Origin of the sequence: Tenacibaculum amylolyticum, from assembly GCF_964511145.1 — a bacterium.
Taxonomy (GTDB): domain Bacteria; phylum Bacteroidota; class Bacteroidia; order Flavobacteriales; family Flavobacteriaceae; genus Polaribacter; species Polaribacter amylolyticum.
Genome location: NZ_CAZEFZ010000026.1, coordinates 105,848 through 123,401 on the forward strand (window position 1 = coordinate 105,848; position 17,554 = coordinate 123,401).

The 17,554-nt window shown below is 30.1% G+C and carries 13 protein-coding genes (1 of these 13 only partly in view); 2 read left to right on the forward strand and 11 right to left on the reverse strand.

Annotated elements, in window-relative coordinates; all coding sequences use genetic code 11:
* Window positions 1-245 precede the first annotated feature (245 nt).
* From ACKTTC_RS08740 to ggt, 6 genes are all read right to left on the reverse strand, one after another.
* Window positions 246-1,880: a serine hydrolase domain-containing protein gene (locus ACKTTC_RS08740; protein ID WP_408039427.1), complete on the reverse strand. Its 1,635-nt coding sequence runs from the start codon at window positions 1,878-1,880 to the stop codon at window positions 246-248.
* Between the two features lie 122 nt (window positions 1,881-2,002).
* The gene (locus ACKTTC_RS08745; RefSeq protein ID WP_408039428.1) at window positions 2,003-2,368 is read right to left on the reverse strand and encodes a hypothetical protein; all 366 of its coding nucleotides are present in this window, start codon (window positions 2,366-2,368) and stop codon (window positions 2,003-2,005) included.
* Complete coding sequence (locus ACKTTC_RS08750; protein WP_408039429.1) at window positions 2,331-2,897, reverse strand: RNA polymerase sigma factor; 567 nt, start codon at window positions 2,895-2,897, stop codon at window positions 2,331-2,333. Before ACKTTC_RS08750 ends, ACKTTC_RS08745 begins: the two co-directional genes overlap by 38 nt.
* A gap of 9 nt (window positions 2,898-2,906) precedes the next feature.
* Window positions 2,907-3,260, reverse strand: coding sequence for a DUF6249 domain-containing protein (locus tag ACKTTC_RS08755; protein ID WP_408039430.1), 354 nt, complete (start codon window positions 3,258-3,260; stop codon window positions 2,907-2,909).
* 655 nt (window positions 3,261-3,915) lie between these two features.
* On the reverse strand, window positions 3,916-7,140 hold the full coding sequence (locus ACKTTC_RS08760; RefSeq protein WP_408039431.1) for a VPS10 domain-containing protein: 3,225 nt from the start codon (window positions 7,138-7,140) through the stop codon (window positions 3,916-3,918).
* A 31-nt stretch (window positions 7,141-7,171) separates the two neighbouring features.
* Window positions 7,172-8,869: a gamma-glutamyltransferase gene (ggt, locus tag ACKTTC_RS08765; protein WP_408039432.1), complete on the reverse strand. Its 1,698-nt coding sequence runs from the start codon at window positions 8,867-8,869 to the stop codon at window positions 7,172-7,174.
* Between the two features lie 600 nt (window positions 8,870-9,469).
* Here ggt and ACKTTC_RS08770 point away from each other — a divergent pair.
* Complete coding sequence (locus tag ACKTTC_RS08770) at window positions 9,470-10,372, forward strand: LamG-like jellyroll fold domain-containing protein (protein WP_408039433.1); 903 nt, start codon at window positions 9,470-9,472, stop codon at window positions 10,370-10,372.
* Window positions 10,373-10,435: 63 nt separating this feature from the next.
* Here ACKTTC_RS08770 and ACKTTC_RS08775 read toward each other — a convergent pair whose 3' ends face one another.
* The 4 genes from ACKTTC_RS08775 to ACKTTC_RS08790 all read right to left on the reverse strand — a co-directional run bounded on the left by ACKTTC_RS08775 (window position 10,436) and on the right by ACKTTC_RS08790 (window position 13,610).
* A complete protein-coding gene (locus tag ACKTTC_RS08775) occupies window positions 10,436-10,924 on the reverse strand; it encodes a VOC family protein (protein ID WP_408039434.1) in 489 nt (162 codons plus the stop codon).
* Between the two features lie 104 nt (window positions 10,925-11,028).
* The gene (locus tag ACKTTC_RS08780; protein ID WP_408039435.1) at window positions 11,029-11,922 is read right to left on the reverse strand and encodes a helix-turn-helix domain-containing protein; all 894 of its coding nucleotides are present in this window, start codon (window positions 11,920-11,922) and stop codon (window positions 11,029-11,031) included.
* Between the two features lie 26 nt (window positions 11,923-11,948).
* A complete protein-coding gene (locus ACKTTC_RS08785; RefSeq protein WP_408039436.1) occupies window positions 11,949-13,076 on the reverse strand; it encodes a methionine aminotransferase in 1,128 nt (375 codons plus the stop codon).
* Between the two features lie 72 nt (window positions 13,077-13,148).
* Window positions 13,149-13,610 carry an Lrp/AsnC family transcriptional regulator gene (locus ACKTTC_RS08790; protein WP_408039437.1) on the reverse strand — a complete coding sequence of 154 codons (462 nt, stop codon included), beginning with the start codon at window positions 13,608-13,610 and terminating at the stop codon, window positions 13,149-13,151.
* A gap of 157 nt (window positions 13,611-13,767) precedes the next feature.
* Here ACKTTC_RS08790 and ACKTTC_RS08795 point away from each other — a divergent pair, with 157 nt between their 5' ends.
* Window positions 13,768-14,880, forward strand: coding sequence for a histidine decarboxylase (locus ACKTTC_RS08795; protein ID WP_408039438.1), 1,113 nt, complete (start codon window positions 13,768-13,770; stop codon window positions 14,878-14,880).
* Between the two features lie 125 nt (window positions 14,881-15,005).
* On the opposite strand, the gene ACKTTC_RS08800 is transcribed toward ACKTTC_RS08795, so the two are convergent.
* A protein-coding gene (locus ACKTTC_RS08800) for a TIR domain-containing protein (RefSeq protein ID WP_408039439.1) crosses the window boundary here: on the reverse strand, window positions 15,006-17,554 show its 3' portion. Its footprint extends 679 nt past the window's final position; only the last 2,549 of its 3,228 coding nucleotides appear in the window; its start codon lies off the right edge, out of view; it ends in the stop codon at window positions 15,006-15,008.

Sequence of the window (17,554 nt, forward strand, 5' to 3'; positions counted from 1 at the left end):
AAAAACAATCACTACATCTAAGCATTCTCTAATCTTAGGCATGTTAAGGTTACAAGATCTCCAAACTTCATGTAAATATTCGTTATTTTCATTTTTTGTAGTTGATTGTTTTGCTAAAGTTACTAATAATCACATAAAAACATATGTACTCTTAAAGTTTTAACTTCTTGTTTTAAGAGAATACTATTACTTTGAATTTAATAATTGAGAATTCTAACAATATTGAAACTTGTGAAAGAATTAGCTTACTTTACCAATGACTTTATTTTTTTTAACCTTTTTTGAAATAAAGTTAGATTTGGATTATTACTATTAATAGCTAAACTCACTGCTTTTTCAAGGCATACAAATGCTTTTTTATAGGATTTACACTCTACATACGCTTCACCTAGGCTATCCCAAGCATTTGCTGAATTTGAGAAATTTTGGGTGTTGTATTCTAAAATTTCTATAGATTTTAGGCAGTTAAACTTCATAATACGATATCCTAATCTATTGATTTCTTCTTCAGATGGATGATACAATTTTATATAAGCATTTCGAATACTATCACCTTGTGTAATTTTTCCATTTTTATAATATAGCGTAATGATTTGCTGTAATGAACCGCTGGAAGGTTTTACTTGATATCCACATAAATCAGATAATTCTTTAAAATAAGTATGCAAGGCTTCTATACCACCATCTTCCTCAAATTCTGCCAAAGAACTTCTATCTGGATACCCTTTGAGATGATAAACGTCTTCTAAATCATTTGCTGCTAAATATAAATTGTGGATTATTTTTTGAGCTTTTATTCTATTCACATTTGCTGTAAATATAATCGTCGTACCATCATCAAACATACTAATTGTAGAAGCATGTCCAAAAGTTGATCCTGTATGCGAATACAATTGTCCTTTTATATTTCTTTCCATAATATCTTCCCAATTTCTAATCCATCCATAAGCATATCCTTGTTGTACTGGTTGTAGCATTTGCTTTGTTGTTTCCTCTGAAATCAACTTATTATTTTTTATGGCCTCACTCCAAATAAACAAATCATTTACTGTAGAATACATTCCTCCAGCTGTGTAACTGTTAGATTGATCTCTATATGGTACTTCTTTAAATTCTCCTCCATATTTCTTGAGAATCATCTTATAGGTTTTATCTTCTTTAAAAGCATATCCTTTAGCGACCTCTTTTTTTACAAATTCGTTCGACGCAAATCCTGTGTTTTTCAACCCTAAAGGTTCTGTTATATGTATCTTTAATAATTCTGAAAATGATTTTCCAGAAGCTTCCTCTATAATAGCTCCTAATAGCATGTATCCTAAGCTACTATAATGGAATGTGGTATTCGATTTAGATTCGTTTCTCAATGCTACCTTACTAATTAACAAAGCTAATTCCTTTGGTGTATATGCATTATGTATCAATGCATTCTTATTGATGCCAATAGCTACAAACCCTTCATAATGTGGTAATCCTGATGTATGTGAAAGTAATTGATGTATCGTAATATCATTATACTTTTTGGGCATATACTTAAGGTATTTTGTAACCGGATCATCAAGTTGTAATCTCCCTTGCTCCATTAATTGCATACTCAGCATGGCTACGAATTGTTTTGTTAAAGAACCAATAAGAAATTTAGTATCTATTGTATTAGGTATCTTATTTTTTCGATCCTTAAAACCGTAAGAGCCTTCGAATAGTATTTTACCTTTTTTGGCAACTAATACAGTTCCTGTGAACGGACTTCCAATCGTTTTTCTTCCATTTTCTGCATAATCGTCCATAATACTTTCGATAGTATTTTGGCTATTAATACAAGAGTTGAAAAATAGTAATATGACAAGTAAGGCATGTTGTAAAATGTTCCTAAGTATTTTCATTATATGTTATATTTATGTAATAGATTTCCTGTTCGCAAAAGATTTTTTTGCAAATGCATGTTAAAATAGCTTGATTGCTATATATTTATAATAATAGGTTACTGTTTAAAAAAGATAGTATACTATGATTTATATACTTTCTTCGAGTTCTTTGAAGCTGTTTCTAATTGGATAAAAAATAGTATTAGAATAAATCCACATATTCCTAATTGAAATATTGGTTTTCTCAAAATTTCATCAAGGTTTGGAGTATTAAAAATAATGAGTACGGTTAAGACCAATGTAATCATCATTCCCATAAAACCATATCTTCTATTTTGAATGATTTCCGCTTGAATTTTTTCTTGTTTTTCAAGTTGTTGTATAATATCAATTTCTAAGTTCACGTTTTCATGAACGGTATCAATTGTTTTTAAAAGTTCTTTTAATTCATCTTTTTGTTCCATATTACTAGGGTAAATCATTAATACTAGAGATATTATATTCATCTTTTAATAGTATATAAAAGCGTTCACGCCCTCTATGCAATAGCACTTTTATATTCGCTTTTGTAAAGTTTGAAATTTGAAAAATTTCATTGATTTTCAATTCATTTAAATAAAACAACTGTAATACCAACGCTTCTTTAGATGGCATTTTATTCAGTATACTCTTTATTAATTGCTTCAATTCATCTGTTTTTAAATTGTGTAATGCTTCATTATAGCTTATTTTATTTTCTATAATTGAATTTGATGATAAATCATCTTGCACATATCTCTGTTCTTTTTCTAGAAGTCGTAAACTTTTGTTCACTACAATACGATATAGCCAAGTTGAAAATTTAGATTTCTTTTTAAAAGAAGATAACGCATTATAAGCCTGAATAAAACTTTCCTGTACAACATCTTTCGCTTTATCATCAGATTTTACCATAGAAATTGCAATTGCATACGCTGCATTTTGATACGTATTAATGAAATATGAAAAAGATTGAATATCTCCGTTTAATACTTTTTTCAGGTATTCATCATCCATAACGAATACTTATTTTTTGGAACGCTTATCTAAACGGTTTGTTATAGCATACGATAGCAGCAGACTTAAACCTCCAAAGAAAAGCATAAAGGCTGGATATGTGGCATAGTCAGTATTAACAGTACGATCTATTCGTTCCCAAATCCAAGCAATAAACATCCCAAAGCCTAATCCTAGCATCAATAATCCTAATTTTATTTCGAGATAAGAATTGCCATTTCTTTTCTGATACGCATTTAGTTGATCTCTTTCTATTTGTGCCATGCGCTCTAAATGCCTTGCTTTATTAAAAAAGTAAATAGTAATTGCTGATACAATTATGATAAGTGCTAAAATCTCTCTAAACCCTATAAATGATTCCATATTTTGTTTTTATTTCTAGTTAGATACGGTGTTTTAAAAAAAGGTTACAAGACGTATTATACAAACGTTATTCTTTTTGAAAAGAGATATAAAAAACGTAGTGTAAATATTTAATTATAAGGTTAGAAGACACATATTAAAATCTTTTTAAACTTCTTTAAAGATAAAATGCTAAACTAATAGTAAGGTTTAAATATAATTTTTCTTCATTTCATTAAGAAGAATTAATACCATTGACGACTTTTATAATCTATATATTTTAAAGAAAAACAATAACTTCCCTCTTTCTTTTCCTTGATGAAAAGAAACAAAAATCAAGACTTCGAATAAAAATTTGAGAAAATACAATGGAATCTTCCACTGATAAAAAGAACTCGCTTGCGCTCAAACAACTTTTTATCTTTCAGTCAACGCGGCTTCCTTGATTTTCAAAGTTTTAATTCAGAGGTCGTTTTTTTAAAGATGCTATTAATAGAATCATCTTCTACTTAAACAAACTAACCTTGAATACATCAATTTTATATGCTAAATAATAAAACTTATCTAAGACCTCGAACTGATAGAATTTTGATACAAATGTACAATGGGGATATTTTAATAAATAAAAAAGTGATCGTAGCATTACGATCACTTTGTATAATTTTTTAGAAGTCTGTTAGTTTTTAATCAAACCTTGTCCTTCTATCCAAGGAGCACCAGCTTGCTGTAAACGGCGTTCAAGATTAGGAAGTGTTATATCTACTACTTTTTCTAATTTTAATTTTACTTGTTGTAACTGATTTTTTACACGATTTAAAAATGATTTATGTGTTCCAGTTGGTCCATAGGTATTGGTAAAAGCTGCCCAAGATATTAAGCCTCCATCATTTGCTGTTGGGTTTGATTTTTCACCAATTGCGCTTTTAACAGCGTCTCCATTTAATTCTTTTTGAATCGCTAATAGTTGTATTCTTGCTTTGTTAATGTCTTCTAATAAAGCATCGTTTGGAGCTGTTGTTTTATTTGCAGCTCTTTTCATTGCTGCTATTTTTTTCATTTCACTATTCATCATCATATTTGTTGCTCGTAAATCTTGCTGGAATGCAACAACATCTTTTCTAAAGGCATTGATTTCATCGTATGATTTTCTAGGCAAGGCTCCCTTGTACATTGGAACCACATTAAAGGATTTAGGTCCTTGTAACGTAGTAGTTACGCCGTCTACTCTTTTTACCAACGTAACTGTGTATGTACCAGGAGTTACCATTATATTTCCCGTACTAGTACCATCTCCACGTCCAGATAATAGTTCTCCTCTTTTATTTGGATAATTTAATTTCCAATTCACTCGGTTAAATCCTTTCTTATTCGTTCCTTTTACCGTATTTACGATGTTTCCTTGTGCATCTTTAATGATTAATAATACATCAGGTCCATCTTGGTTTGTTTCCTTTTCTAAGGCATCCCATCCAGGAAAGTCTGTATTGTTTTTTTCTCTTTTTTTACGTTGATCTTTTAATGATTTTATCTTATCAGACATAAAGTACGTAAATCGTGTACCAAAAGGAGCATTGGGAGCTTTGTATTCAGCATCTCCCTGACTTCCTACTCTACTCGCCTCTCTATACCAATATGCGTCTTTAATTGGGAATAACGTAGCCTCTTCAGTAAGCATAGACGGTTTAAAGTTACGTATAGGTGTAATATCATCTAAAATGAAAAATCCTCTACCAAAAGAAGCTCCCACTAAATCATTTTCTCTTCTTTGAATTGTAATATCTCTAAATGGTATAGTTGGCACACCTCCTTGTAATTTGATCCAATTTTTTCCACCGTTATAGGTAAAATAAATTCCATATTCTGTAGCCGCGAATAATACGTCTTTATTTACATGATCTTGTACCAATCTCCATACTAATAAACGATCTGGCAAGTCACCACTTATAATACTCCAGCTTCTTCCTTTGTCTGTACTTTTTAAAATATAAGGTTTGTAATCTCCATATTTATGATTATCTACCGCTGCATATACTACATTCGCATCGAATAAATCCGCACGAACATCATTTACAAAAGGAACAAAATCAAGCCCTTTTATAGTGCTTAGCGTAAACTTTCTCCAAGAGGTTCCCCCGTTTTCCGTAGTTTGAATCAATCCATCATCTGTACCAACATAAATTAAACCTTCTTGTTTTGGAGATTCTGCTAACGATGTAATTGTATTATAATTAGACATTGCATATACATCCCAAGCATTGTCCCAACTTTGTTGTTTTCCATAATATGGAATTTCCATACGCTCTTGGTTCAAGGTTAAATCCTTAGAAATAGGCGTCCAATCATCTCCACGGTTATTAGAACGCCAAACACGTTGTGAAGCAAAATATAAACGTTTAGGATCATGTGGACTCACTAAAATTGGTGCATCCCAGTTAAAACGTTCAAATGGATCTCCTTCTAAAGCTTGTGGCTGAATAAAAACCGTTTCTTTCGTAGTTTGATCAATACGCCATAAAGCTCCTTGCTGAAATTCTCCATAGGTAATATTAGGGTTTCCTGGTTCAATTGCAGATTGATGTCCATCTGCTCCTAGCGTTTTCCACCAATCACCATTTGTAATTCCATCAGAATACATAGATTGCGATGGTCCACCATGCGAACCATTATCCTGAGTTCCTCCATAAATTTTATAAAAAGGTTTTGAATCGTCTACGGCTAACTTGAAATACTGTGTAATTGGTAAATTTCGAATGTATTTCCAGCTTTTTGTTAAATCAAAACTTTCATATAAACCTCCGTCTGTACCGAATAATACATAATTAGGATCTGAAGCTTTAAAGGCCATAGCATGACTATCTACGTGTTTATTACGTTCGTTCATTGTATGGAATGTCTTTCCGTGATCATCTGAAACTTGTACATAATTGTTCATTAAAAACAATTTTCCTTCGTGATGTGGAGACGCATACAATTCCTGATAATAATGTGGTCCCGTTCCTCCAGAAACAGCATCTGATTGTTTTTTCCAAGTTTCTCCTCTATTCGTAGACATAAACAGTCCTCCTTTTCTCCTATCTAATTCAATAGCAGCATAAATTACATCTGGATTAAACGACGAAATAGCCAATCCTATTTTACCTAAATTAGATGAAGGAATCCCTTTTGTTAGTTTCTTCCAAGTATCCCCTCCATCGGTGCTTTTATAAATTCCTGTACCAGGGCCGCCTCCTAAATATCCAGCAACAGTTCTGTGACGTTGCCAAGTAGCCGCGTATAAAACATTAGGATCTCTAGGGTCTATTACAATGTCGGTTGCTCCTACCCATTTATCGTCTCCTAATGTTCTTTTCCAAGTTTTACCTCCGTCAGTAGATTTATATACACCACGTTCACCACCTGAAGTCCATAAAGGCCCTTGAGAAGCTACCCAAATGATATTAGAGTCTTTAGGATCTACAATAATTTTTGAAATGTGTTCTGATTTTTTTAGTCCCATGTTTTTCCATGAAGCACCATCGTCGTGACTTACATAAATTCCATCTCCAAAACCAACATGACGTCCTCCTACATTTTCACCAGTTCCCACCCAAATCGTATGTGGATTATTAGAATCTATCGTAATCGCTCCGATAGAATAAGATGTTTGTTTATCGAAAATAGGTTTCCATGTAGTTCCTGAATTGGTCGTTTTCCACACCCCACCAGAACCTACAGCAACATACCATACATTTTCATTTTCTGGATGAATTGCAATGTCTGCAATTCTACCTGAAGTAAATGCTGGCCCTACATTTCTGAGTTTTAACCCTGCAAAGGTTTTTCCATCCATTTTCTGAGCCGATACGGTAAAAACTGCTAATAACAGTACTATCCACACAACTCTTACATTTAAAAGTTTCATTATTTTGATTGATTATTTAGTTGGTTAATTTTTAATATCCTGCTGCTTGACCATCTTTTCTACTCTCAGATGCTCCATGAAATACCTTATTTTTATCGTCCCACATAATTGCTTGGTATCCTCCATAAATACCTCTAGCTGTTCCTATTCTATGTCCTTTATCCATTAAGCCTCTAAGTGTGCTGTAAGGAATTCCTGACTCTGTTCGAATCATACCGGTATCACTGGTAATTCCTCCCATTGGACTTGCGCCTCCTGTATGATCAAATCTAGGTGCATCTCCTGCTTCTTGTAAGTTCATTCCAAAATCAATTAAATTCATTACAATTTGAGTGTGTCCCATAGGCTGAAAGTCTCCTCCCATCACACCAAAGCTTACAAAAGGTTTTCCATCTTTCGTTATAAAAGCCGGAATAATGGTATGAAAAGGACGCTTACGAGGCGCATATGTATTGGCCTGCCCTTTTTTCAGACTAAATAGTTCTCCTCTGTCTTGTAGCATAAACCCTAATTTTGGAGGCACCATCCCTGATCCCATACCACGATAATTACTCTGAATTAAAGAAATCATATTTCCTTCTTTATCAGCAACTGTCATATAAATCGTTTCTCCTGCAGAAATTTTTCCTGCTGTATATTTCCCCGCTCGTTCTCCTATCTTACTTCTACGCTCTTGTGCATAAGTGTCTGAAAGTAGTGTTTCAACAGGCACTTTAAAAAAGTCCATATCTGCATAATATTTTGCACGATCTTCAAAAGCTAATTTTTTAGCTTCCGTAAATAGATGCAAATGCTCTGGGCTACCGAATGCTATATTTTTAAAATCGTATCCTTTTAGAATTTGTAGCATTTGTAATGCCGCTATTCCTTGTCCATTTGGTGGTAATTCCCAAACATCATATCCTCTGTAATTTACAGATACAGGTTCTACCCATTCTGATTTATGAGCAGCCAAATCTTTTGCTGAAAGAAATCCTCCTTCTTCTTTAATAAATTTACCAATTACTTTGGCTATCTCTCCTTTGTAAAAGACATCTCTACCTCCTTGAGCTATTTTTTTATAGGTATTCGCTAAATATGGATTTTTATAGATTTCTCCTTCTTGTGGAAGTTTTCCTCCATTTTGATTAATATAAGTGTCTTTGATATTAGGAAATCCTTTTGATTCATAAAAAGGTACACTTCTATTCAAATACCAAGCAATTAACTCCGTTAAAGGAAATCCTTTTTCAGCATAGTTTATTGCTGGTGTCAAAATTTCTGACATAGGTTTAGAACCAAACTTTTTGTGTAATTCAAACCAACCGTCTACTGCACCAGGAACACTTACTGGTAAAGGTCCATGCGATGGAATTTTTTCCATATTTTTCTTTTCAAAATATGCTAATGTTAGTTCCTTTGGAGAACGACCACTGGCATTAAGACCATATAATTTCTTTGTTTTCGCATCCCAAACCATTGCAAAAAGATCGCCTCCAATTCCACAGCCCGTAGGTTCCATTAACCCAAGTGCAGCATTTGCTGCAATAGCTGCATCTATTGCATTTCCTCCTTTTTTAAGTATGTCTAATCCGATTTGTGTAGCTAATGGATGACTTGTAGCAACCATCCCATTTTGAGCTAATACTTCTGAACGTGTAGCAAAAGGTTCACCTGTAATTCGATCCTGAGCAATCGAATTATTAGTTGACAATGCTATTAAAAGCACGCAACTGAGAAGTTTTTTCATTGAATTGTAATTTAGTTGATTGTTTGTCCTCCTAAATTACATAACATTCTAGAGATTTTATAAATCTTATCAAAACATTAACAAACTCATTCAAATTGTTTTAGATATAACGCTTCCTTTTCTATTTTCTATACTTCTAAAATAGATTTGCAATTATATGTTACTTTAATACAGATTACTCCATACCTGTTATTAACATTTCACTTGAGTCAAGTGTTTAATAAATATTATAAGAATAAAAAAATACAAATCAACTCCTCTTTCTTTTCCTTGATGAAAAGAAACAAAAATCAAGACTTCGAATAAAAATTTAAAAAAATACTACGGAACCTTACACTGATAAAAAGAACTCGCTATCGCTCAAACAGCTTTTTATCTTCAGCTAACCCTGCTTCCTTGATTTTCAAAATTTTGATTCAGAGGTCTCTTTTTTAAGATGCTATTATTACAATTACTAACTAGAATATTCAATGCACCTAATTTCTACAGGTAATAAAACTTATTCTAGAGCTAGAAATGAAGGGGTTTTACAAAATTTTTATCTTAAAATGTATAATTTGTATTTTTGATTGTATTCTTAACTCTAAAAATTCTATTACAATGTATCCAATAAAAACTACTGAGCTATTTGCATACCTTTTTAGTGTTTGCCTAATTTTTACTTCTTGTAAGCAATCTAAAAAAACGAATGAAGTAACTAAACCTACTACTGAAACTAATTTAAAAGATGCTCTTACATTTTATGCTTCTTTTAATACTGGTATTAATGCAGATTTTTCATTAGGAGATCCACGTATGTTTACTGTACCAAATAGAAAGGCTGTTGATTCTGCTCAAGTTGGATTACACAAACCAGATATTACGAGGCAAGAAGGAAAAGGAAAATATGGTGCTGGATTAGTTTTTACAGAGCGAAGCAAAGGATATATTTATTACCCAAGTTCTAAAAATATAAACTACAGTAAAGAAAATTGGAGCGGTGCAGTTTCTTTTTGGTTAAGTTTAGATCCTGCTACAGATTTAAAACCTGGATATTGTGATCCTATTCAAATTACTGATGTTAGTTATAACGATGCTGCTATTTGGGTTGATTTTACAAAAGAAAACCCACGTGATTTTAGATTGGGTGTTATTGGAGATCGTAATGTTTGGAATCCTAATCCAGAAGGTCCAGATAACGAAAATCCAATTTTCAATAAAAGACTTATAACTAGTAAAAAACCACCTTTTGGTAGTGGTAAATGGACACATGTTTTAATTAACTTTTCTGGATTAAATACAGAAAAAGGTAAAGCTTCTTTCTATATAAATGGAAAACATATGGGAACACGTAATGCGATTGATACGCCATTTACTTGGGATGTTTCAAAATCTAATATTTATTTAGGGCTAGGCTATATTGGACTGATGGATGATCTATCTATTTTTAATAGGAATTTAACCGACACAGAAATTTCAACTTTATATGAACTGAAAAACGGGGTTCAATCTATTTTAAACTAAATTATTCTGTAATCAAATACAGGAAATCTAATTATACAAGGGACTAAAGTCCCTTGGTTGTCTTTACTTCTCTTTATATATTAATTCGTGAACATTTCCATCAGGATCTTTAAAGAAAGCTGTATACTCATTCCAAGACATTAGTTTTGGTTTCTGAAGAAACAAAACATCATTATTACTCATTTTTTTATACAAGCTATCAACTTCTTCCTTTGATGAAAAATTAAAACCAATACCAACAGCTGCTCCTTTTCTATTTCCTAAATAGGTACTATCTTTTAATGTTTTAAACATAAAGTTTCTTAATCCAATTGAAAAACGAGAACCGCTCGTACGAAATTCAACAAATTCTGGGTTTTCATCTATTATAGACAGTCCCATTTTTTCATTAAAGAAAAGCTTCATTTTATCTAAGTCATTGGTAAAAATTGTTGTGAGTTCAATTTCAATTCCTTTATTTTCTTTATGGAATTGTTTATGCTTTTCATTGCTTTTACAACTAATTAATATACTAATAGTAATACAAAAGGCTAATACTATATTTTTCATCATTTTAAAGTTACATCGATTCATTGTGCAAATTTAAAATGATGTACATATAATTTTTAGGCTAAAAATTATACAAAAGAGGTAATATTCTATAGTTATTAGAATAATTAAAGTTTAGCTCTAAATTGGTTTGGAGTCAATCCTGTATAACGTTTATAAAATTTTATGAAGTATGAGCTGTCTTTAAAGCCTAAAGCATATCCTATTTCAGCAACTGATTTATTAGATTGTTTAAGAAGAGATTTTGCTTCAACTAATAAATATTCGGTAATAACTTGTTTAATTGTTTTACCTGTTGTTGATTTTATACATTGTGATAGGTATACTGCACTAATGTTTAACTTGTCTGCATAATACTCTACAGTTTGTCGTTTATATTTTGTTTTTACTAATAGATTTTCAAAGTCAAAAACTATTTGTTTACTCCTTTCTCTTATAAACGTATTATCTAAACCGGATGCTAACTCTTTTTTGGCTTTAAAAAGAAAAACAGTTAAGTATCCTCTTATTACTTCTAGTGCATCATTATCGTGAAGTAACTCGTGTTCAGCATGCATTTTTTGAAATAAATCAATAAAGAAGTTTTGTTGTTCTTCTGTTAGTTGATAACCAGGAGATGTATATTGTTTTAAATAAGGAAAACTTTGAAAAATATTATATGTATTCTTAATAAAAGATAAAAAACTTGGTTTAAATAAAACCATATAACTTATTGAATTTTCATGTATTTCTTTTAAATCCCAAGTTATAATTTGGTGTGGAGAAGCAAAAGAAAGGTTACATTCTAAATGATTAATTTCTTCTTCTCCAACCACTATACGTGCATCATAACCTATAGCAAATGAAATCTCGAAATAGTTATGTTTATAAGTAATTGGTGGAGCTTCGAAAGCATGTTCAGGGTTAAACTTTACAATATAGAATTCTTCATTTTTAAGTGTAGGAACTCCTATTTCTGATAAATATTCCTTTATATCTTGGTATTCTTTAACATTATTCATACCCTAATCATTTTACTATAAAATAACTAGATTACAGCTAACTTCTTGGCTGCTTCAATTAAAGTTTCATCTGTTTTAGCAAAACAAAATCGTAGCATGTGTTTGTCTGTAGCATCTTTATAAAATACTGATATTGGTATTGCTGCAACACCATATTTTGTAATTAATTCTTTTGCAAAATCCATATCGTTTTGTTTGCTTATAGTACTATAATTTACCACTTGAAAATAGGTTCCTTCTGAAGGTAAGACTTTAAATCTACTATTTTTTAATGCATCTTGAAATAGCCTTTTTTTTCTAGCATACATTTTAGCAACTTCATTAAAATCTACAATATCTAAATATTCAGCTATAACATGTTGTGAAATACTATTGACACTAAATACCAGAAACTGATGTATTTTCTTTATTTCTTTCATAAGTTCTTCTGGCGCTATTAAATAGCCTACTTTCCATCCAGTAACGTGTAATGATTTTCCGAAAGAAGATGCTATGATAGCTCTATTTCTTAGTTTAGGACGTGTGTTTACAGAAATATGTGAATGTTTAAAAGAAATGTATTCATATACTTCATCACTCAATAATAAAACTTGTGAATGTTTTTCTAAGATAGTTTCTAAAGCTTTAAAATCTGCTTCTGACCAAATTTTACCTGTAGGATTATGTGGATTATTGATGACCATTAGTTTAGTATTTGAAGTAATAGCAGTTTCAATCCTATTAAAATTTGGTGAATAATCATCATTCAATGAAACACGCACAGGCTTCCCTCCTGCTACTAATACAGACGGTTCATAACTATCATAACTTGGATCTAAAATCAATACTTCATCTCCTTTTGAAACCAGTGCATTTATAGCTGTATAAATTCCTTGTGTTGCTCCAGAAGTAACCAACATTTCTGTTGTTGTGTTTACTCTTCGTTGGTAATGTTTTTCTGTTAATAAGGCTATTTTCACTAGTAATGAAGGTAAACCAGCCATTGATGTATACTGATGGATATTTTCAGTTAATAAACGCTCTGAAATATCAAGTAAACGCGGATCTACTGGAAAATTAGGGAATCCTTGCGATAAGTTAATTGCATTATGCTTATTCGCTAATTGCGACATTACTGAAAAGATACTCGCTCTAGTATTAGGTAGTTTAGACATGGTTAAATGATCAATCGATTGTTACGAAAATAGTGTATTAAATGCAGAATTAAAGCATTTGCTTATACATCTTTATGGCGTAATTTTTATTGTGTTTTTTGTTTGTTTAATAACAAACGAACTTTGTATGTTTGAGATAATTTCTAATTGTGAAATGTTCTTAATCACAAAATTCTGATAATCATTCATATCTTTCAAAATCAGTTTCAGTAAAAAATCATAGGTACCTGCTATATAAGACACTTCAACTATTTCATCGATGTTTGCTACGTATTCTTCAAATTCTTTAAAATATGTTTCTTGGTGCTTCACTAAGGTTACCTGACAATACACTATTAAATTTTTCCCTAAGGATGTAGGATTCACAATAGCTACATACTTATCAATTACTCCATTCGCTTCCATTCTTTTAATTCGCTCGTGCGTTGGTGTTATGGATAGATTTACTTTATGTGCTAACTGTTTTATAGATTGTTTACTGTCTTTTTGTAGCTCATCAAGCAATTGTAAATCTATTGTATCAAATGAATTCATAGTAAATTTTCCTGTTTTAACGTATTATTTTACTTTCTAAAAGTATTTTTTACTATTAAAAACATAAAACTAGTTATATTTTCTTAATTAAATCATTTATTTTAAAATATTTTACTACTAACATATCTTTGCAGTATAATTTTATTTTAATTAAAAAATGAAACATATTGAAGATATATACAGCAGAATTAGTAGAAATTCAGCTAGTTTTTTAGGATATCCTTTAGCTAAGGATTTTAATTATACAGCATTTGCACCATTTTTAAATTTATGTATTAATAATGTTGGTGATCCAGAGTCTCCATCTACACTTGCTATTGATACAAAAGATACAGAACAAAAGGTTATTTCTTTTTTTGCTGATATTTTATCTTCTAATATTAATGATGTTTGGGGTTATGTTACTAATGGAGGAACGGAAGGAAACTTATATGGTTTATATCTAGCTAGAGAAAGTTTTGATAATCCAATAGTATACTATAGCGAATCGACACATTATAGTGTAAAAAAGAACTTACACTTATTAAACTTGAATAGTATTGTTGTTAGAAGTCAAGCAAATGGTGAGTTAGATTATGACGATTTAGAAAGTCTTATACAATTGCATAGACACAGACCCGCTATACTTTTCTTGAATATAGGAACTACAATGACAGAAGCTGTTGATAATATTGATAATGTGAAAGATATTATTAGAAAATACGCTATTAAAGATTATTATATTCATTGTGATGCTGCATTCCTAGGTTGTATTGCTCCTTTTGTAGATCCAAAACCTAAATTTGATTTTGCTGAAGGTATTGATAGTATCTCTATATCTGGACATAAGTTTATTGGTGGACCTATTCCATGTGGAATTGTTTTGACAAAAAGAAAACATAGAAATCGAATTGTAAATTCTGTATCGTATGTTGGGACTTTAGATACTACGATTACCGGTTCTAGAAATGGTTTAACTCCTTTATTCTTATGGTCGTTCATAGAAAAGCATGGTAAAAAAGGATTGACAGTTAGAGCTAGGAAATGTCAAGAAGTTGCAGCTTATACGGAAACAAAATTAAAACAAATTGGTGTAAAAGCTTGGAGAAATAATGATGCCTTAACTGTGGTTTTAGACAAACCATCTGCTGGATTATGTAAAAAATACCAATTGGCTTCTGAAGGAGATATTGCACATATTATTTGTGTCCCTGGCATAGAGAAAAAGCATATAGATACTTTTATTGAAGATTATAAAAAAGAATTACTTGTAGCAGAGGTGTTTGCTTAAGTATAAAAATATCCTACAATTAGATATAGGATTATTTAATGTTATTTAGTTTAGTTTTATTTAAGTAATGACGGCTTCAATTCCATTTAAAAATGGAGAATAGCCGTCATTATGAGTAACTGTCATTAAAATAAAGTTTTAGAAATAATATCATTTGCAAGTGGCCAAAACGTAATATTCTTATACTGATCTTTAATAATCAAAAAACGATCATCGTTTGAAAATTTAAATTTATAATCATCCATTATTTCGAAAGACTTTATTAAAGTACCATCAATAGCATAAAGGCTTAAGTTTTTTACTTTATCAAGCGTCACAAAATAATTCTCTTGAGGAGATAATCGAATATCATCTATCATACTGTATGCATCTGTTAATTTAACAACATCATTTTTTTCGAGGTCATAGACATATACATTTCCTGATTTAGAGGTAATTAATATCTTCTTATTATTTTTTAAATACTTAAAAAAATGTAATTCATCTTTATCATCAATAGTAATATTATGATATGTATTATTTTTCACATTCCAGAAAACAGCTTTATTAGTAAATTTTGTGTTTAATAATATAAGTTGTCCGCTTCTAGTTGTGAAATAATCTGTAATAGGTTGAAAAAGTGTAACTAGTAGCTCAACAGATAAACCTTGCCAATTATTCGAATAATAATTTTTTTCATTTTTTAAAACAATAATATTATCATAACTAACATTTCTTAAATAATTATTTCTAATTTTAGAAGTATTACCGCTAGGAGTCATTTTATAAAAACTGACGTTAAAATTATAATCTAAAATGCCTAGTATTAAATTATTTTTAGCATCAAAATCTAAATATGTGAGATAAGTACTGTCTTTTGAAAATATTCGAGTTTTATTTTCTTTTATATTAAATCTTTCTACTCTAGTGAATTCTGAATCTATTTTTAATTTAAAAGAATTTCTTTCCTCTCCTTCAGAAAACTCTCTTTTTAACTTATTTTCATAAATCACTTGAAAATTTTTATCCTCTGAGACAAAAAACGAGTATTCTGTTTCATGAAGCTTCTTTAAATCACCAGTAATTAGATTTAATGAAAAAATATGGTTTAAGTCATTTTTAAAGAAAATAATATTATCTTTTTTAAAAAATCTAATCAACTTATTAAAAGGTGTTTTAGTAATTATTTTTTCCATAAGCTTTATGACATCGTAGTAAACTAATTCAGACTTCTCATTGAGAAAATATAATCTACTCTTATTTTGGAAAAGATGTCTTTTAAATGTATTAGACAATTTAATTTGCTTAATCGTATCTTTTTTAAGTAAGTCTACTATATGTAAAGAATCTTTTTTAAATCTATATAGTTTATCTCTATATAACTGTATTCCATCTTCAATCTGTGACTTTTTAGAATCAGTAAATAAATAAGGCTTCAACTTTAAAAGATCAAATAATTTGAGCTCGCCATAATCACTACCAACTATAAGTTTTTTTCCATTATCATACGTTATATATTCATTTACTCTGCCTTTAAACTCTCTTATATTAATAGATGTATTGGTTATCAAATCTTTATAATTTATTTCATTATTATTGATATTTAAATTGTATATTTTTTTCGGTAACTTAGAATCATATTTTGATAATTCTTTAATAAAGATAAATTTAGAGCTATTAGTTAACTCCCAATAATAAGTATTTAAGTTATTTATAGTCGAGAAAATATTATTAGCAAGGTATTTAATTTTTAGGTTCTCATTTATTTTATCAGATTTAAATTTACCTAGAATACGTTTAGTTATAGAATATACTATTAACTCACTACTTTTTATACCTATGATATATTCACCATTAGAAAAACTAACATTTCCTAAATTTGGTAGCTTATGTAATATTTTAAAATTCTTATTACAAATATATGTGCTATCTTTATTAGAGAGACTGAACAAGTCTCCATTATTAGAAATACTAATATTTAGAATAGACTCTAATTTCAGTTTACGATTAAGATTGATAATTTTATTTGAATCAATAAGAATAGCATATCCAACATTTTTTCTACGATCTCTTGCTAAATAATATTTAGAGTTTTTACTAAAGAAACGTTCGCGCCATTCGTTGCTACCTATTTTACGAATTTCTCCTTTTTTAGGGTTTAATATTGCACTTTTAGATCGTTCCACAACAATGTTTCCATTATTGAGTATTTTAACTATCGGGCTTGACGAAGTCCCTAATGATTCTTTTATTATACTAAAACTTTTAAGCTGATTTGAAATTAAATCAATAATATAAACTGAATCTTGCGTTAGGATAGCAGCTAATTTTTCATCTTCAGATAAGTCTATGTGCTCAATTTTCTTTTTTAGTTTTAAATCTAGCACAGTAATACACTTGTTTTCAACAAGATCAAGAAAAACACTCAATATCCTTGGATCATTACTCGTTTCTAAAGCTTGTTTAAGAATTGTTATAGTTTTATTAGTGTTTTTATCTATGTTTTTAGTAGCTTTTGCTATTAGAAAATTATTTTTTGTTTCTATAGCTAAACGTTCACTATTAAGTTTAGCTATATCAAGAGCTTTTTCCTTTTCACTCAGTTCAAAATCTTTCTGAGTTAATGTGGCATCTAGTTTAAGTAATTTTTCTTTAGCAATAGATACATTGCTTTGTAGTTCTTTATTTTTATTAG